The organism is Shinella sp. WSC3-e, assembly GCF_945994535.1.
Classification (GTDB): domain Bacteria; phylum Pseudomonadota; class Alphaproteobacteria; order Rhizobiales; family Rhizobiaceae; genus Shinella; species Shinella yambaruensis.
Window position 1 is genome coordinate 4,114,543 of the sequence record NZ_OZ000530.1, and the last position, 17,633, is coordinate 4,132,175.

17 protein-coding genes are annotated in these 17,633 nt (G+C 66.1%); 9 read left to right on the plus strand and 8 right to left on the minus strand.

Features of this window, described 5'->3' with window-relative positions; all coding sequences use genetic code 11:
- Positions 1-210: 210 nt before the first annotated feature.
- Together lepA and AABF56_RS20165 are read right to left on the minus strand one after the other, a co-directional pair.
- On the minus strand, positions 211-2,043 hold the full coding sequence (lepA, locus tag AABF56_RS20160) for a translation elongation factor 4 (RefSeq protein WP_244770314.1): 1,833 nt from the start codon (positions 2,041-2,043) through the stop codon (positions 211-213).
- A 61-nt stretch (positions 2,044-2,104) separates the two neighbouring features.
- Positions 2,105-3,355, minus strand: a complete 1,251-nt coding sequence (locus AABF56_RS20165) for an MFS transporter (protein WP_272807298.1) — start codon at positions 3,353-3,355, stop codon at positions 2,105-2,107.
- A gap of 133 nt (positions 3,356-3,488) precedes the next feature.
- Between AABF56_RS20165 and AABF56_RS20170 the strand changes: the two genes are divergently transcribed.
- Complete coding sequence (locus AABF56_RS20170; RefSeq protein WP_272807299.1) at positions 3,489-4,073, plus strand: helix-turn-helix domain-containing protein; 585 nt, start codon at positions 3,489-3,491, stop codon at positions 4,071-4,073.
- A gap of 14 nt (positions 4,074-4,087) precedes the next feature.
- Positions 4,088-4,624, plus strand: a complete 537-nt coding sequence (locus AABF56_RS20175) for a GNAT family N-acetyltransferase (protein ID WP_272807300.1) — start codon at positions 4,088-4,090, stop codon at positions 4,622-4,624.
- A 74-nt stretch (positions 4,625-4,698) separates the two neighbouring features.
- On the opposite strand, the gene AABF56_RS20180 is transcribed toward AABF56_RS20175, so the two are convergent.
- On the minus strand, positions 4,699-5,316 hold the full coding sequence (locus AABF56_RS20180) for a transglutaminase-like cysteine peptidase (protein ID WP_244770311.1): 618 nt from the start codon (positions 5,314-5,316) through the stop codon (positions 4,699-4,701).
- Between the two features lie 108 nt (positions 5,317-5,424).
- The gene (locus AABF56_RS20185; RefSeq protein ID WP_272807301.1) at positions 5,425-6,243 is read right to left on the minus strand and encodes an alpha/beta hydrolase; all 819 of its coding nucleotides are present in this window, start codon (positions 6,241-6,243) and stop codon (positions 5,425-5,427) included.
- Positions 6,244-6,475: 232 nt separating this feature from the next.
- Between AABF56_RS20185 and infC the strand changes: the two genes are divergently transcribed.
- The 6 genes from infC to pheT all read left to right on the plus strand — a co-directional run bounded on the left by infC (position 6,476) and on the right by pheT (position 12,368).
- On the plus strand, positions 6,476-7,012 hold the full coding sequence (gene infC, locus AABF56_RS20190; RefSeq protein ID WP_244770451.1) for a translation initiation factor IF-3: 537 nt from the start codon (positions 6,476-6,478) through the stop codon (positions 7,010-7,012).
- A 217-nt stretch (positions 7,013-7,229) separates the two neighbouring features.
- Positions 7,230-7,433, plus strand: a complete 204-nt coding sequence (rpmI, locus tag AABF56_RS20195) for a 50S ribosomal protein L35 (protein WP_024270153.1) — start codon at positions 7,230-7,232, stop codon at positions 7,431-7,433.
- 39 nt (positions 7,434-7,472) lie between these two features.
- Positions 7,473-7,877 carry a 50S ribosomal protein L20 gene (gene rplT / locus AABF56_RS20200; protein WP_064332218.1) on the plus strand — a complete coding sequence of 135 codons (405 nt, stop codon included), beginning with the start codon at positions 7,473-7,475 and terminating at the stop codon, positions 7,875-7,877.
- A 100-nt stretch (positions 7,878-7,977) separates the two neighbouring features.
- Positions 7,978-8,841 (plus strand): serine/threonine protein phosphatase, encoded by an 864-nt coding sequence (locus AABF56_RS20205; RefSeq protein WP_272807302.1) that lies wholly within the window; start codon positions 7,978-7,980, stop codon positions 8,839-8,841.
- Complete coding sequence (pheS, locus tag AABF56_RS20210) at positions 8,834-9,919, plus strand: phenylalanine--tRNA ligase subunit alpha (RefSeq protein ID WP_244770308.1); 1,086 nt, start codon at positions 8,834-8,836, stop codon at positions 9,917-9,919. Before AABF56_RS20205 ends, pheS begins: the two co-directional genes overlap by 8 nt.
- Positions 9,920-9,941: 22 nt before the next feature.
- On the plus strand, positions 9,942-12,368 hold the full coding sequence (gene pheT / locus AABF56_RS20215; RefSeq protein ID WP_272807303.1) for a phenylalanine--tRNA ligase subunit beta: 2,427 nt from the start codon (positions 9,942-9,944) through the stop codon (positions 12,366-12,368).
- A 361-nt stretch (positions 12,369-12,729) separates the two neighbouring features.
- Here the strand turns inward: pheT and mbfA are convergent, their stop codons facing one another.
- Positions 12,730-13,713, minus strand: coding sequence for an iron exporter MbfA (gene mbfA / locus AABF56_RS20220; RefSeq protein WP_272807304.1), 984 nt, complete (start codon positions 13,711-13,713; stop codon positions 12,730-12,732).
- Between the two features lie 221 nt (positions 13,714-13,934).
- On the opposite strand from mbfA, the gene AABF56_RS20225 reads away from it, so the two are divergent.
- Positions 13,935-14,759, plus strand: coding sequence for a lipo-like protein (locus tag AABF56_RS20225; RefSeq protein WP_244770305.1), 825 nt, complete (start codon positions 13,935-13,937; stop codon positions 14,757-14,759).
- 27 nt (positions 14,760-14,786) lie between these two features.
- Here the strand turns inward: AABF56_RS20225 and AABF56_RS20230 are convergent, their stop codons facing one another.
- The 3 genes from AABF56_RS20230 to AABF56_RS20240 all read right to left on the minus strand — a co-directional run bounded on the left by AABF56_RS20230 (position 14,787) and on the right by AABF56_RS20240 (position 17,610).
- On the minus strand, positions 14,787-15,452 hold the full coding sequence (locus tag AABF56_RS20230) for an OmpA family protein (protein WP_244770304.1): 666 nt from the start codon (positions 15,450-15,452) through the stop codon (positions 14,787-14,789).
- Positions 15,453-15,525: 73 nt separating this feature from the next.
- Positions 15,526-16,431, minus strand: coding sequence for an EamA family transporter (locus AABF56_RS20235; protein ID WP_272807305.1), 906 nt, complete (start codon positions 16,429-16,431; stop codon positions 15,526-15,528).
- A 153-nt stretch (positions 16,432-16,584) separates the two neighbouring features.
- Complete coding sequence (locus tag AABF56_RS20240; RefSeq protein WP_272807306.1) at positions 16,585-17,610, minus strand: histone deacetylase family protein; 1,026 nt, start codon at positions 17,608-17,610, stop codon at positions 16,585-16,587.
- Positions 17,611-17,633 lie beyond the last annotated feature (23 nt).

The window sequence follows — 17,633 nt, forward strand, 5'->3', positions numbered from 1 at the left end:
GACGACAGAAGGAAGGGGGGCGGATGAAGGCAGCGGTTCCGCATGCCGTACCGTTCAATGGGGCCCCGGGCTTCTCCTCCCCTCCGTCATCCTCGGGCTTGACCCGAGGATCCATCCGCACGGCACACCCTTGCCTCCAATCGCGAGAAAGCCCCGGATGCAGGGGCATCCGGGGCTTTCGGGTTCTGTCGCAGGCGGCGGTGCCGGCCTTTACTCGTCGCCCATCTTGAGCGCGGCGATGAAGGCTTCCTGCGGGATCTCCACCTTGCCGAACTGGCGCATGCGCTTCTTGCCGGCCTTTTGCTTTTCCAAGAGCTTGCGCTTGCGGGTGGCGTCGCCCCCGTAGCACTTGGCGGTCACGTCCTTGCGCAGCGCCGAGATGGTCTCGCGGGCGATCACGTTGCCGCCGATGGCGGCCTGGATCGGGATCTTGAACATGTGCTTCGGGATCAGCTCCTTGAGCTTCTCGCACATTTCGCGGCCGCGCTTTTCCGCGGCCATGCGGTGCACCATCATGGAGAGCGCATCGACCGGCTCGCCGTTCACCAGGATCGACATCTTCACCAGGTTGCCTTCCTTGTGGTCGGTGATCTGGTAGTCGAAGGAGGCGTAGCCCTTGGAGATCGACTTCAGGCGGTCGTAGAAGTCGAAGACGACCTCGTTGAGCGGCAGGTCGTAGGTCAGCATGGCGCGCGTGCCCACGTAAGTCAGCTCGACCTGGATGCCGCGGCGGTCCTGGCAGAGCTTCAGGATGCCGCCGAGATAGTCGTCCGGCGTCAGGATCGTCGCGCGGATCCACGGCTCGTGGATTTCCGAGATCTTGACGACGTCGGGCATGTCGGCCGGATTGTGCAGCTCGCGCTCGGAACCGTCGGTCATGAAGAGCTTGTAGACGACCGAGGGGGCCGTCGCGATCAGGTCGAGGTCGAACTCGCGCTCCAGGCGCTCCTGGATGATCTCGAGGTGCAGCAGGCCGAGGAAGCCGCAGCGGAAGCCGAAGCCGAGCGCGGCGGAGCTTTCCATTTCGAAGGAGAACGAGGCGTCGTTGAGGCGCAGCTTGCCCATCGCCGAGCGCAGGTCCTCGAAATCGGCGGCATCGACCGGGAAGAGGCCGCAGAAGACGACAGGCTGGGCCGGCTTGAAGCCCGGCAGGGCCTTTGCTGTCGGGCGCTTGTCCTCGGTGATCGTGTCGCCGACGCGGGTATCGGCCACTTCCTTGATCGAGGCGGTGATGAAGCCGATCTCGCCCGGGCCGAGGGAATCCATCGCCACCATCTTCGGCGTCAGCACGCCGACGCGCTCGATCGTGTATTTCGCGTCCGTGCCCATCATGCGGATGGTCTGGCCCTTGCTGATGCGGCCTTCGATGACGCGCACGAGGACCATGACGCCGAGATAGGTGTCGTACCACGAATCGACGAGGAGGGCCTTCAGCGGGGCCTTCTCGCCGCCTTCGCTCTTCGGCGCGGGCAGGCGCTCCACGATCGCTTCGAGCACGTCCGGAATGCCGAGGCCGGTCTTGGCCGAGATCAGCACGGCGTCGGAGGCGTCGATGCCGATCACCTCCTCGATCTGTTCCTTGATGCGGTCGGGCTCGGCGGCCGGCAGGTCGATCTTGTTGAGCACCGTCACGAGCTCGTGGTTGTTGTCGATCGCCTGGTAGACATTGGCGAGCGTCTGGGCCTCCACGCCCTGGGAGGCGTCGACGACGAGCAGCGAACCCTCGCAGGCCGACAGCGAGCGCGAGACCTCGTAGGCGAAGTCGACATGGCCGGGCGTGTCGATGAGGTTCAGCACATAGGTCTCGCCGTCCTTCGCCTTGTAGTGCAGGCGCACGGTCTGGGCCTTGATGGTGATGCCGCGCTCGCGCTCGATGTCCATGTTGTCGAGGACCTGTTCCGACATCTCGCGGTCGGCGAGGCCGCCGGTCGACTGGATCAGCCGGTCGGCGAGCGTCGACTTGCCGTGGTCGATATGGGCCACGATGGAGAAGTTGCGGATATGGTCGAGGGGCGTCGAAGTGTTGGTGCTCATGCGCGCCATATAGCAGCGGGGAAGATTCCCGCAAAGCGGTAAATGAAGGGTTTCGTGCGCGCGAACGCCGCTATTCCGGGGCTTTCTCGCCTTCGACGAGCGCGCCGGCATTCGGCACCTGGGCGCTTCGGATCTCGAAGGTCTCCCGCGCCTCCGGCGGCACCGTCTCGCGCAGGCGCAGCCGCTGGGCGACGAAGGCGGCATAGGCGAGCGCCACGGCCATGGCGGCATAGATGAAGGTCTTCGGGCCGAACGCCGGCGTCAGCGCCGTCACGGCCAGCGGAACCAGCGTCGCCGAGGTCGACCAGGCGACGAGCAGCGTCGAGGCGAGGGGCACGAAGTCCTCCGGGTCGGTCCGGTCGTTGGCATGGGCATTGGCGATCGAATAGACGCTCTCGACGGCGCCCGCCCAGAGCGCGAAGACGATCATCAGGACGACGAAGGCCTGGAAGGAGACGAAGAGGGCGGCGACCGCGGTGCCGGCGATCAGCAGGCAGGTGGCGATCAGCACGATGCGCCGGTCGATGCGGTCGGAGAGCGTGCCGAGCGGGTATTGCACGAAGATGAGGCCGAACTGCATGACGAACATCAGGAGCGCCACATCCGCCTGGCCGACCTTGTTGGTGGCGGCGTAGATCGGGGTAAAACCCTGCACCACCATGGAAAGGCCGCCGGCGGCCAGCACGCCGATCAGCGCGACCGGCGAGTTGCGCCAGGCCATGGCGAAATCGACGCTGACCCGGGCGGGCGCCGGCGGGGTGGGCAGCTTGGTGAGGCCGATCGGCAGCAGGGCGATCGTGGTGACGAAGATGGTGACGAGCGGGGCGAGATTGCCGTCTGCCGGCATGCGGCCGAACAGCCAGGCACCGACGCCGAGCCCCAGCACATAGGCCATGTAGAAGAAGGACATGGCCTTGCCGCGCCAGCGGTTGTCGCTGGCATGGTTCAGCCAGCTCTGGGCGATGATGAAATTCGCGTTGCCGGCCACGCCGTAGAGGCCGCGGGCGAGGATCCACAGGATCGGGTTGACGCCGAGCGCGACGAGGAAGGCGGCGATGATGACCAGCGCCAGCGAGCAGGAAAAGGCGCGGGCATGGCCGACCCGGCGGATGACGGGGCCGGCGATGACGCAGCCGACCAGCCCGCCGAAGGCGATCGCCGTGACGGCCGCGCCCGGCGTCCAGGAGGGCGCACCGGCCTGCGACAGCACATAGGGCACATAGGCCAGCATCACCCCGTTGCCGATGGCGACGAAGGTCATCGAAACGACGATGGCGGTGATGGAAAAGAGCGAGGACGCCCGCTGTGCTTCACCCGTCATCCGCCCGCCCTCCGATTCTCGCTGCGGCACCTTATCCGGCGGGAGGATGTCGCATTGTCGCCGGAGCGGCATGGCCGGAAAATATTTTCGGACGGGTTTGCCCGTTGACTCCATTATAAGGGAGAATTATTCCATGATAGTGGAAAATGGAATCGACCCTCTGGAAAGTGCCATCGGCGAGCGGGTGCGGCTGCTGCGCACGGCGCGCGGCCTGACGCTGGACGACCTCGCCGGGGCCTCCGGCGTGAGCCGGGCGATGATCTCGCGCATCGAGCGCGGCGAGGCGAGCCCGACGGCGCAGCTGCTCGCAAGGCTCTGCGCGGCGCTGGACCTGACGCTCTCCGCCTTCTTCGCCTTTTCCGGGGAGGCGGGCGATCCCCTGTCGCGGCGCAAGGACCAGGTGGTCTGGCGGGATCCCGAGACGGGCTACCAGCGCCGCGCCGTCTCGGCGCCGAACACGGCCTCGCGCGTCGAGGTGATCGAGGTGACGTTTCCGCCGGGCGCGCGCATCGCCTATCCGCCGGAAACGGCCAGGGCGGGCATGACGCAGCATGTCTGGCTGTTTTCGGGCCGCCTGCGCATGACCCTTCGCGAGACGGTGCATGACCTGCGCCCCGGCGATTGCCTCTACATGAGCATCACCGAGGGCCATGTCTTCGACAATCCCGGCGACGCGCCGGCGCATTATGCCGTGGTGCTGGACCGCGGCCGCCCCTGAGCCATGAGGACGAGATGAGCGAGATCAGGCTGCTCGATGCCGAGGAAACCCGGGCCCGGATGGGCGAATTGGCGGATGTGCTGGCCGATTGCGTGACCGGCGGGGCCTCCGTCGGCTTCATGGCGCCCTATGGGCCGGCCGATGCGCTGCCCTTCTGGCAGGACGTGGCGACGGCGGTCGGCGAGGGGGCGACGCTGCTCTTTGCCGCCGAGCGGGCGGGGCGCATCGTCGGCACGGTGCAGGTCGGCATCCGCCAGATGCCGAACCAGCCGCACCGGGCGGACGTGAAGAAGCTGCTCGTCATGGAAAGCGAGCGCGGCCGCGGCATCGCCCGCGCGCTGATGGCCGCCGCCGAGGCGGAAGCCGCCCGGCGCGGCAAGACCGTGCTGGTGCTCGACACGGCCACCGGCAGCCCCGCCGAGACCGTCTACGAGCGCCTCGGCTGGCAGCGCGCCGGCGTCATCCCCGACTATGCGCTCTATCCGGACGGCCGCTTCTGCGCGACGACCTTCTTCTACAAGCGGGTCGGCGCGGCCGCCCTGGCGGCGTGACGAGGCGGCTCCGGAAAAGACAAAGGCCGCGGATCGCTCCGCGGCCCTCGCAGTCCCCCTGCGAAAAACGTGTCTTACTGGCCGACCGACGACACCATGACGGCATCGCCGTTTTCGATCGAGACCCAGCGGCCGGCATGGAACGAGGCTTGGCGCTTCAGGTAGCGGTAGGGCGTTTCCGTCCAGAGCTTGACGTCGTTGTTGAGGTTGTCGAGGACGAAGTCGCCCTGCGTGGTGCGCAGCGTCAGCACGGCATGGCCTTCGCCGTCCGGCTTGCGCACGACGGTGATCAGCAGGTCGCCGGCGGCAAAGCCCTTTTCCATCAGCTTCTTGCGCTTGAGCAGCACGAAATCCTCGCAGTCGCCCGCGCCGTCCGGATAGGACCAGACCTCGTCCTTGCCGTAGAGGTCCTTGTCGGTCATCGGCGTGATGGCGTTGTTGGTGCCGGCGTTGATCTCGCGCACCACCGTCCAGCCGTACGCCGTCACCTTGGCGGGCGCCTGGCCGCGCACGCCGGCGCGGCATTCCGAAGCGTTGGCCTGACAGAACTCGTAATGGCCGATCGGCTGGGAGGTTATGCCGCCGGTCTGCATGGCAAGTGCCGAAGCCGGCGCGGTGAAAGCCGAGGAAGAAGAAGCGAGGAGGGCGAGCACCGCCGCAACCCCAGCCTTCGCACCAATCATTCGTGCCATGAAACGTCCCCTAATCGTTAACAAAGAGTTAACGGTCAGGTGGGGCCTTCGTCAATCATGAGAATTGGCGATGCGGGAATATGGTTAAAATGTGATTCGGCCGGGGCTTCATTGCCCGCGGGCAAAGGCCTCCGCCGCCTCGAGGAGCTTGGCGATGTCCTGCGGGCGCGACAGGCGATGGTCGCCGTCGCGGATCATGGTCAGCACCACGTCGTCGCCGGAAAGGTGTTCCATCAGGCGCACCGCATGGCCATACGGCACGTCCGGATCGGCCATGCCCTGCAGGATATGCACGGGGCAGCCGGTCTCGATCGCGCCGGTCAGCACGCGGTTGTCGCGGCCGTCCTCGATGAGCTTTCTCGTGTAGATGTTCGGGTCGGGGCCGTAGGGCGTCGGCTCCTCGAACTGGCCGCGCTCGGCCAGCGCCGTGCGTTCGGCCTGCGTCAGGTTCGGCTCGATCAGCTCCGAGGTGAAGTCCGGCGCCGGCGCGATGAGCACCAGGCCGGCAATCTCGATGCCGCCGCGTGCGGCAAGCTCGGCCACGGCGCGCAGCGCGATCCACCCGCCCATCGAGGAGCCGACGAGCACGGCGCGGCGCGTGCCGAGCGTCCCTGCCGCGTGGTCGATCACCGCGAGCGCCTCCTCCAGCCAGCGCGAGATCGTGCCGTCGACGAAGGCGCCGCCCGAGGCGCCGTGGCCGGAATAGTCGAAGCGCACGCAGCCGGTGCCGAGACGGGCGGCAAGCCCGGCCAGCTCCACCGCCTTGGTGCCCGTCATGTCGGAGCGGTAGCCGCCGAGCCAGACGAAATGCGCAAGCCCGTTGCCGCCGGCCGCCGGCTGCAGCGCGACGGCGATCCTGCGGGCGTCGTCGCCCGCGCCGACGGTGATGAATTCTGTCGGGGTCCCATTGCCGTTCGCCGCCGTCATGCCTATCTCCTTGTCCTGCGTCCCGACCGCGGCAAACCGCCCGTTGGCCGGTCTTTTGCCGAGAGCTAGACCAGATTCGCGCCTGCAAGGACAGGTGGTGATTTTTTCCACGCGGCATGCTATTGACTTCACAAGCGCGATCAACACATTGCCGGAAAACGCCGCCAGGCGGGCAAACGGCCCGGTCGACGCAGATCCATACCTATCGAAACAGTTCGAGGAGAACACGACCATTCGCAGACCCTTCAAAGCGGAAGCTCCCGTCAAGGACGGCCCGCGCTCCAACAAGGAAATCCGGATTCCCCGGGTTCAGCTTATCGATGCCGACGGCAACAACCACGGTATCGTCCCGACCGATCAGGCGCTCCGCATGGCCGAAGAAGCCGGCCTCGATCTCGTGGAGATTTCGCCGAACTCCGAACCGCCCGTCTGCAAGATCCTTGACCTGGGCAAGCTGAAATACGCCAACCAGAAGAAGGCGGCCGAAGCGCGCAAGAAGCAGAAGATCGTCGAGATCAAGGAAATCAAGATGCGCCCGAACATCGACACGCATGACTATGACGTGAAGATGAAGGCGATGAACCGCTTCTTCGAAGAGGGCGACAAGGTCAAGGTGACGCTGAAGTTCCGCGGCCGCGAAATGGCCCACCAGGAACTCGGCATGAAGCTCCTGATGCAGGTCAAGGAAGACACGCTGACCATCGCCAAGGTGGAGGCCGAGCCGAAGCTCGAAGGCCGCCAGATGATGATGGTGCTGGCTCCGCGGTAATCGCGACCTCACGACCACCGGATCGAAGCCGCCTTTCGGGGCGGCTTTTCCGTTTCTGCGCGCCGGATGCCGCAATTCACGGATTCCGGTTGCGCTTTTGGGGGACATCGGTTACAAGCCGCCGTCCGAACGGTCCGGCAGGGCATGCCGTGGCCGTTCTTTACGCTGGAGATGGCCTCGTCAGCCGTCTCGAATTCAAGAAGAATGGAGTAGCAAAATGCCCAAGATGAAGACGAAGTCGTCTGCCAAGAAGCGGTTCAAGATCACCGCGACCGGCAAGGTCGTCGCTGCCGCTGCCGGCAAGCGCCACGGCATGATCAAGCGTACCAACAAGTTCATTCGCGACGCGCGCGGCACCATGGTGCTGGCCGAGCCCGATGGCAAGAAGGTCATCAAGAACTACCTGCCGAACGGTCTCTGAGACTAATCGCGCGATTTGATACGTTAAGGAGATCATGACATGGCACGTGTAAAACGCGGCGTAACCTCCCACGCCAAGCACAAGAAGACGCTGAAGGCAGCCAAGGGCTTCTACGGCCGCCGCAAGAACACCATCCGCGCCGCCAAGGCCGCGGTTGATCGTTCCAAGCAGTTCGCCTACCGCGACCGCAAGGTCAACAAGCGCAATTTCCGCGCGCTCTGGATCCAGCGCATCAACGCTGCCGTCCGCGAGCACGGCCTGACCTATGGCCGCTTCATCGACGGCCTCAACAAGGCCGGCATCGAAGTCGACCGCAAGGTTCTGTCCGACATGGCGATCCATGAGACCGCAGCGTTCGGCGCGCTCGTCGCAGCCGCCAAGAAGGCGCTGGAATACCTCAAGGATGCCGGCACGAAGAACGAGTTTGAAGCCGCCGTCAACTGACCGGCGCTTCCACAACCAAAACATCGTTTCGTTGTGAAACCCGCGCCGGGGAACCGGTGCGGGTTTTGCTTTATGGACCGGCCTCGCTAAAGGACTGGAGATGGATGGCAGGCTGAACGATCTTTCCGCGATCCCGGACGCGACGGCCAAGGATATCGAGACGCTTCTCGCCGTCCTTGCCCGTGGCGCGCGCCGTATCGAGCGCGTGGAGATGTCGTTCGGCACCGTCTGGGTGAAGCGCTACGGCGCGGAGCGGCCGGTTTTCTGGTCGCGGGCGCAAAATGCTCTCGCCCTTCTGTTCCGCAAACCCTTCCTGCGGCCCTCGCCGCAGCTCGACAGGAAGGCGATGGTCGACCGCGAGGTGCGGCGGATCGCGGCCTTCGCGGCGGCGGGCCTGCCGGTGCCGAAGGTGCTCTACCGCTCCGGCAGCGCGCTCGTGCTCTCCGATGCCGGCCCGACGATCGGCGCGCAGCTCGGGGTTTTGAAATCGGCCGATCCGGCCGACCACGACGACCTGCTTGTCGCCTGCGCCGCCGATCTCGGCGCGCTGCATGCCAAAAGGCTCTGTCATGGTCGCCCGCACCCGCGCGATCTCTTCCTTGAGGGCGGCCGTGTCGGCTACATGGATTTCGAGGAGGAGCCGGAAGCCGTCATGCCGCTGCCGACCGCCCAGGCGCGCGACCTCTGGCTGCTGTTCCTCCAGCTCGTGCCGAGCGCGCTGGAGGGCGAGACGACCGCCGGCCGGGCTCTGTCCGCCTGGATGGAGAGCGCGCCGGGCGATGCGCTCGCCGAACTCTGTCTTCTCGTGGCGTTCCTCGCCAAGTTTTTATGGCTCACCCGATTGATCGGGCGCGTGCACATGGGTAGTGATCTGCGGCGTTTCCTCGCCGCAACCCGCTATCTGTCGCAGGTTCTCCTGCCGCCCCGCGCGGCCGACGCAAGCAAAGCAGGTAAAGATGACTGAACTCGACACACTGGAACATGGCCTTCTTTCCGCCGTCGCCGAAGCGTCCGACGAGGCGGCGATCGAAGCCGTGCGCGTCGGCGCCCTCGGCAAGAAGGGCTCCGTCTCCGAACTCCTGAAGACGCTCGGCACCATGTCGCCGGAAGAGCGCCAGACCCGCGGCGCGGCGATCAACGCGCTGAAGACCCGCGTCACCGACGCGATCACCGCGCGCAAGTCGGCGCTGCGCGACGCCGCCATCGAGGCGCGCCTTGCGGCCGAGACGGTGGATGTCAGCCTGCCGGTGCGCTCCTCGCCCGCCGAGCGCGGCCGCATCCATCCGATCAGCCAGATCGTCGACGAGATCACCGCGATCTTCGCCGACATGGGCTTCTCCATCGCCGAGGGGCCCGATATCGAGACGGACTACTACAACTTCACGGCGCTGAACTTCCCGGAGGGCCATCCGGCCCGCGAGATGCACGACACGTTCTTCTTCCCGGCGGACGAGAAGGGTGAGCGCAAGGTGCTGCGCACGCACACCTCGCCCGTGCAGGTGCGCACCATGGAGGCGCAGCAGCCGCCGATCCGCATCATCATCCCCGGGAAGACCTACCGGCAGGATTCGGACGCCACCCATTCGCCGATGTTCCACCAGGTCGAGGGCCTCGTGGTCGACAGGAAGGCGAACGTCGCCAACATGCGCTGGGTGCTGGAGGAGTTCTGCAAGGCCTTCTTCGAGGTCGACAGCGTCACCATGCGCTTCCGCCCGTCCTTCTTCCCGTTCACGGAGCCGTCCTTCGAGGTCGATATCCAGTGCGACCGTTCGTCGGGTCCGATCGTCAAGTTCGGCGAAGGCACGGACTGGATGGAGATCCTCGGCTGCGGCATGGTGCACCCGAACGTGCTGCGCGCCGGCGGGCTCGATCCGGACGAATACCAGGGCTTTGCCTGGGGCATGGGCCTCGACCGCATCGCCATGCTGAAATACGGCATGCCGGACCTGCGCGACTTCTTCAACGCCGACGTCCGCTGGCTGAGCCATTACGGCTTCCGCCCGCTCGACATGCCGACCCTGTTCGGCGGCCTCAGCGCATAACCGGCATCCAAGGAGAAAGATCATGAAATTCACCCTCTCCTGGCTGAAGGACCATCTCGACACCGACGCCACGCTCGAAGAGATCTGCGCGAAGCTGACGGCGATCGGGCTCGAAGTGGAGGACGTCGACGACAAGGCGGCCTTCAAGCCCTTCGTCATCGCCAAGGTCGTTTCCGCCGAGCAGCATCCGAACGCCGACAAGCTCAAGCTTCTGATGGTCGACACCGGCAAGGGCGATCCGATCCAGGTCGTCTGCGGCGCGCCGAACGCGCGCACCGGCCTTGTCGGCGCCTTCGCCGCGCCCGGCACCTATGTGCCCGGCATCGACGTGACGCTCGCCGTCGGCACCATCCGCGGCGTCGAGAGCCGCGGCATGATGTGCTCGGAAAAGGAGCTGCAGATCTCCGACGACCATGACGGCATCATCGACCTGCCGGCCGATGCGCCGGTGGGCACGAGCTATGCCGCCTATGCCGGCCTCGACGACCCGGTCATCGAGATCAACCTGACGCCGAACCGCCCGGACTGCACGAGCATTTTCGGTATTGCCCGCGACCTCGCCGCCGCCGGCCTCGGCACGCTGAAGGCCCCGAAGGCGCCGTCCTTCAAGGTCGAGGGCGAGACGCCGGTCAAGGTCAGGCTGGAACTCGGCGGTGACGATCATCTCTGCCCGGGCTTTGCGCTCCGGCTCGTGCGCGGCGTCAGGAACGGCCCGAGCCCGCGCTGGATGCAGCAGCGGCTTCTCGCCATCGGCCTTCGCCCGATCAACGCGCTCGTCGACATCACCAACTACATGACCTTCGACCAGGGCCGCCCGCTGCACGTCTTCGACGCGGCCAAGGTGAAGGGAAACCTCGTCGTGCGCCGCGCGGCGGAAGGCGAAAAGGTTCTGGCGCTCGACACGCGCGAATACACGCTGAACCCGTCCAACGTCGTCATCGCCGACGATGACGGCGTCGAATCGATCGGCGGCATCATGGGCGGCGAGCATTCGGGCTGCGACGAGAACACCGTCGACGTGCTGATCGAATCGGCGCTCTGGGACCCGATGAACATCGCCAAGACCGGCCGCGCGCACGGCATCATCACCGATGCGCGCTACCGCTTCGAGCGCGGCGTCGACCCGCAATACATGGTGCCCGGCCTCGAACGCGCCACCGAACTGGTGCTGGAGCTCTGCGGCGGCGTGGCCGCCAGAACCGACGTCGTCGGCTACAAGGGCTTTTCGGCCAAGGTCGTCGATTTCCCGTTCTCCGAGGTCAAGCGCCTGACGGGCCTTGACGTCTCCCCGGAAGAGAGCGTGGACATCCTGACGCGCCTCGGCTTCACCGTCACGGGCGCGGGCGAGCGCGTCTCCGTCGCGGTGCCCTCCTGGCGTCCCGACGTCGAGGGCAAGGCGGATCTCGTGGAAGAGGTCATGCGCATCCACGGCGTCGACAATATCAAGCCGGCGCCGCTCGAAAGCCACGGGGCGGTCAACGGCCGCATCCTGACCACGCTGCAGATCCGCTCGCGCCTTGCCAAGCGGGCGCTTGCCGCGCGCGGCATGCTGGAGGCCGTCACCTGGTCCTTCATCCCGAAGGCCCATGCGGAGCTCTTCGGCGGCGGCGCGGCCTCGCTGGCGCTCTCCAACCCGATCGCGTCGGACATGTCGGACATGCGCCCCTCGCTGCTGCCGGGCCTCATCGCCGCCGCGCAGCGCAATGCCGACAAGGGGCATAGTGACGTCGCGCTCTTCGAGGTTTCCGGCACCTATGAAAACGACAGGCCCGAGGGGCAGCGCCGCGTTGCCGGCGGCGTGCGCCGCGGCACGGCCTCGCTTTCCGGTTCCGGCCGCCTCTGGTCGAACGCCGCCAAGGGCGGCGGCAAGCCGGTCGACGTCTATGACGCCAAGGCCGACGCGCTTGCCGTCATCGAGGCCTGCGGCCTGCCGATGGGCAATGTGCAGATCGAGCCGGGCGCGCCCGCATGGTATCACCCGGGCCGGTCCGGCACGATCAAGATGGGGCCGAAGATCGTGCTCGGATATTTCGGCGAGTTCCATCCGAAGGCGCTCGGCGCGCTCGACGTATCGGGTGCGCTCTGCGGCTTCGAGATCTTCGTCGACGCCATGCCGGACCCGAAGAAGAAGGCGACCCGCACCAAGCCGGCGCTCGACCTTTCGCCCTTCCAGGCCGTCAGGCGCGACTTCGCCTTCGTCGTCGACAAGACGGTGGAAGCGGGCGCCATCGTGCGCGCGGCCACCGGCGCCGACCGCAAGCTGATCGCCGCCGTCAACGTCTTCGACGTCTTCGAGGGCGCATCGCTCGGCGAGGGCAAGAAGTCGGTCGCCATCGAGGTCGTCTTCCAGCCGACCGACAAGACGCTGACCGACGAGGATTTCGAGGCGCTCACCGCCAGGATCGTCGGCAATGTCGCCAAGACCACGGGCGGCACGCTGCGCGCCTGACCGGGACAGGAGCGGGGCGGCGACGCCCCGCTTGCCAATTCGTGAGCGTCGGTCGCATTTTGTGAACGGACCGTCGCCTGCTCGTGGATTGAAGATTGGTTAGCAAGACCTTAATTCCCTTGTCGGGAGGGTATAGAGGTCGACATGGATTCTGCTGCCAATCTCCTGCCGCTCGCCATCATGGGCGTCGGCGTCTATCTTTTCTTCCGCTGGGTGGTGCGCGACATGAACCGCCCGACAGGCCGGTAGAACTTATCCATTCCCCCAGAGCATTTCCGCTTTTCTTCGAATCGCGAAAACGCCCTATCTGTTTTTTACGCAGTTCCGGACGCAAAACCGCTTCGCACTTTTGCTGGAATTGCTATGCATTGCCGATCAGCACGCCCGCGGCCAGGACGAGGCTGCCGCCGAGCACGACCTGGAGAACGGCGCGGAAGAACGGCGTTTCCATGTAGCGGTTCTGGATGAAGGCGATCGCCCACAGCTCCACGAAGACGACGAAGACGGCGATGGTCGTCGCCAGCATGAAGTTCGGGATGAGATAGGGCAAAGCATGGCCGAGGCCGCCCAAGGCCGTCATGATGCCCGAGGCAAGGCCGCGCTTGACCGGCGAGCCGCGGCCGGAGAGCTTTCCGTCGTCATGCGCCGCTTCGGTGAAGCCCATGGAGATGCCGGCGCCGACGGAGGCCGAGAGGCCGACGAGGAAGGTCTGCCAGGTGTCCTGCGTGGCGAAGGCGGCGGCGAAGATCGGCGCGAGGGTCGAGACCGAGCCGTCCATCAGGCCGGCAAGGCCCGGCTGCACATAGGTCAGCACGAATTGCCGCCGCGCCGTCTGGTCCTCCTCCGCCTTCACGTCGGCGGGTATGTGCTGTTCGCCGAGCCGGCGGGCAAGCGATTCATGGGATTTTTCCGCCAGGGCCAGGTCGCCGAGCAGTTTTCGGGTCGCCGCGTCCTGCGTGCGCGAGGCGGCGGCGAGGTAGAAGCGGTGCGCGGCCTCCTCCATCGTCTCGGCCTGGGCGCGGATCGCCTCGAGCGGCATGTTCGCGATCAGCCAGTCCGGCTTGCGCTCGGGGAAATCGCGCACATATTCGCGCCGCACCAGCGGGATGCGGTCGCCGAAGCGCGCCACATGCCGGTCGATCAGCAGCTGGCGGTGATGGCTTTCCTCCTCCGCCATTTCCTCGAAGATGCGGGCGGAATGCGGATAGGCGTCGCGCAGCGCATCGGCATAGGCGAGATAGATGCGCCCGTCATCCTCTTCCGAGGAAATGGCGAGGGCGAGGATTTCCTGTTCGCTGAGGGATTCGAGGCTGCGTTTGCCGGGATGGAGAAGACGGGAGAACATTGACGACAATCCAGTTTAGAATAATTCTAAATATAGGATCGAAGCTGCTCCGGTCAACCTCGACAGGATGTCGCGCGTAGGGCTAGAGTGGCCGGGGCCTGGAGCAATTCCAGCAAAAGTGCGCAGCGGTTTTGCGTCCGGAATTGCGTAAAGACAAACAGATGGAGCGTTTTCGCGATTCGGGGAAAAGCGGAAACGATCCACACTGCGAAGGACGCGACGTGACCGCCGGACTGAAGCCGCTTAACGCAAGCCGCGACACGCTGCTCGATCGCATCGGCCGCCGTTTCGCCGACAAGCTGCAAAGCCAGACCTCCGGCTACGAGCCCTATACGCCCTCCGACCCCGAAACGCTGGCGCGCACGCTGCGGCCCGGCGACGTGCTTCTGGTGGAGGGCAACCAGAAGGTCTCGGCGGCGATCAAGTACCTGACGCAGTCCACCTGGTCCCATGCCGCGTTCTTCGTCGGCGACGAGGTGCCGCTGACGCTGGACCAGGCGGCGCTGCCCGCCACGCAGCGCCCGCAGCTCATCGAAGTCAATCTCGGCGAGGGCTGCGTCGCCGTGCCGCTCACCAAGTACCGTACCTACAACACGCGCATCTGCCGCCCGGTCGGGCTGACGCCGGAGGATCGCGACGCGCTCATCGCCTTCATGGTCTCGCGCCTCGGCCTGAAATACGATCTGAAGAACATCACGGACATGCTGCGCTACTTCCTGCCGACGCCGCCCGTGCCGGTGCGCTGGCGCCGCCGCCTGATCGCCTTCGGCTCAGGCGATCCGACGCGGGCGATCTGCTCGACGCTGATTGCGGAAGCCTTCGAGATGATCCGCTACCCGATCCTGCCGGACGTCACGCGCGCGCCCGGCCATGCCGCGGCGACCTCGACCTATTCGCGCGAGGAGATCCTGCATATCCGCCATCATTCGCTCTATACGCCGCGCGACTTCGACCTCTCGCCCTATTTCGAGATCGTCAAGCCGACCTTGAAATACGGTTTCGACTACAAGCGGCTGGAATGGGGGCCGGGCCGCGAAGGGCCGTGACGGCCCCACGCGCCAACCGCCGACGGATCAGCCCTGCTTGAGCGGCGAGATCGCGATCTCGACGCGGCGGTTCTGCGCGCGGCCGGCTTCCGAGGCGTTGGAGGCGATCGGGCGTTCCAGGCCGTAGCCCATCGCCGACATGCGGCGCGGGTCGACGCCGCGGCCGGCCAGATAGTTGGCGACCGAGTTGGCGCGGCGGTTGGAGAGGTCCATGTTGTAGCCGGCATTGCCGACCGAATCGGTGTGGCCGTCGACGTCGATCAGCGTCTTGTCGAACTTGCGCAAGACGAGCGCGACCGAATCGAGCGTCGGATAGAACGGCGGGATCACCTGGTCCTGGTCGGTGGCGAAGGTGACGTTCGACGGCATGTTGAGGATGATGCGGTCGCCCATGCGCGTGACGGAAACGCCGGTGCCCTGAAGCTGGGCGCGCAGCTCGGCTTCCTGGTTGTCCATGTAGTTGCCGATGGCGCCGCCCGCCAGCGCCCCGACGCCGGCGCCGATCAGCGCGGCATTGCGGCGCTGCACCGGGTTGTTGCCGATCAGGAGGCCGGCAACCGCGCCGACGCCCGCACCGATCGCCGCACCGCCGGCCGTGTTGGAAACCTTCTGCTCGCCCGTATAGGGATCCGTCGTCGTGCAGGCGGAAAGGTAGGTCGCGGCGAGCGCGACGAGCGCAACTTTCTTGTACATGGAATGTCCCCGGAAACGTCGATGATTCTGCTTCAACCTAGCGATTGCGGCAGGAACATGAAAGAGGCCGCTTTCAGGCGGTTTTCCCCTCGCCTTCGCCCTTTCCGCTGGACGTGACACCCGCGCTTGCCGCCACCACAAGCGCCGTGCCGAGCATCTGCAGGGGCGTCATCGGCTGGCTGAGCACGAGGAAGCCGGCGAGCGCGCCGAGCGCCGGCTCCAGGCTCATCAGGATGCCGAAGGCCGACATCGGCATGCGGCGCAGCGCGATCATCTCCAGCGCATAGGGCAGGAGCGGCACGAGCACGGCGAGGCCGAGGATCATGCCGAGCCCTTCCGGGTTCAGCGCCTCGGCGGCGCGCGGCAGGCCGAAGGGGGCCGCGACGATGGCCGCGAAGACCAGCGACATGGAGAGCCCTTCGAGCCCCCTGAACGCTGCGCCGGTCTTCTTCATGAGGATGATGTAGGTGCCCCAGCCGACGCCGGCACCGCAGGCAAACAGCATGCCCATGGGATCGCCGACCCAGCCCGCGCCGTCATGCGACAGCAGCACGACGCCGATAAAGGCCGCGCCAGGCCAGATCAACCGCCAGCCCGCGCCGAGCGACCAGGTGGCGACCGCCAGCGGCCCGAGGAACTCGATGGCGACGGCAAGGCCGAGCGGGATGCGGTGGATCGCCGCGAAGAAACAGAGTGTCATTGCCGCCATGGTGGCGCCGAGCAGCATGGCGCTCTTCCACTGGTCGCGGCTGTAGGCGCGCATCGGCGGCCGAACGATCAGGGCCAGGATCGCAGCCGCCATGACGAGGCGCAGGAATGTCGTGGTCGAGGGGCCGTAGGCATCGATCGCGGTCGCCGAGAAAGCCGAGCCGAACTGGATGCTCGACATCGAGCCGAAGCATAGCAGGATGCCCGTGAGGAGCCCCGCATTGCCCGAGCCCGAAAGCCCGCCGCCCGTCGCTGTCTGTTGGTCGGCCATGAAAAGCCCTCCCGGTGCTCCAGATTCTTGTTTTTACCGCATTATCCGACGAAAAAAGCGACTTCGCTTCGGCTGGAAATGCTCTAGAGGAGGGGGCGTCACGCGGCAAATGGATAATCGTGACGCCTTGCTTCAGGAAAATTGATGCTGGCCTCAGCCGGCAATGCCCTTCAGCGTGTTGGCGACGTTGGGGCCGATTTCCGGCACGCCGTAGCCGCCTTCCATGACGACGAGCACCGGCACGCCGCTTGCCGCGACCGCCCGTCCCATCGTGATGTAATCCGGCGAGGTCAGCTTGAAGAAGGAGATCGGATCCTTCTCGAAGGTATCGACGCCGAGCGAGAGCACGATCACCTCGGCGCCGAAGGCCGAAATGCGCTTCAGGGCATCGGTGAGCGCCGCTTCCCAGACGGAGAAGGGCGTGCCGGGCGGCATCGGATAGTTCTGCGTCGTGCCTTCGCCGGCGCCCTTGCCGGTCTCTTCCGCATAACCGAGGAAATGCGGGAAGGCTTCGGCCGGATCGCCGTGCAGCGAGGCGAAATAGACGTCGCCCCGCTCGTAGAAAATGTCCTGCGTGCCGTTGCCGTGGTGGAAGTCGACGTCGAGCACGGCAACCTTCTTCGCACCCTTGTCGAGGAAGCGCTGGGCGGCGACGGCGGCGTTGTTGATGAAGCAATAGCCGCCGAAGCTGTCGATGCCGGCATGGTGGCCCGGCGGGCGGCAGAGCGCGAAGGCGGCCTTCGCGCCGTCCGCGACGATATCGGCCGCGGTCACCGCGCTCTGCATGGAGGAGACGGCGGCTTCCCAGGTGCCGGGCGAGATCGCCGTTTCCGTGGCGTTGCAATAATAGCCGAGCAGGCCGTCGATCTGGGTCGGGATGCGCGGCGAGGTGCGGCGCACGGGGAACGAGGTGGCGATGGCCTCGCCCTTGTAGCCGGCGGCCTTCCATTTCTCCCAGGCCCCTTCCAGGAAGGAAAGGTAGCCGGCGTCATGCACCTTCAGCGCGGTCTCGAGCCCGTGGCGTTCCGGCGCGGAAACGTCGGTGAAGCCGGCATCCTTGACCGCCGCCAGGATCCATTCCGCCCGGAACGGCGCCTCGAAGGGCGCCACCAGCTCGCCGCCGTAAAGCTCGCTGCGGGCGTTCCTGAGCTTGTGGTCCTCGGAAAAAATGACGCGCATGAAAGGCTCCCCGTGTTCAATCG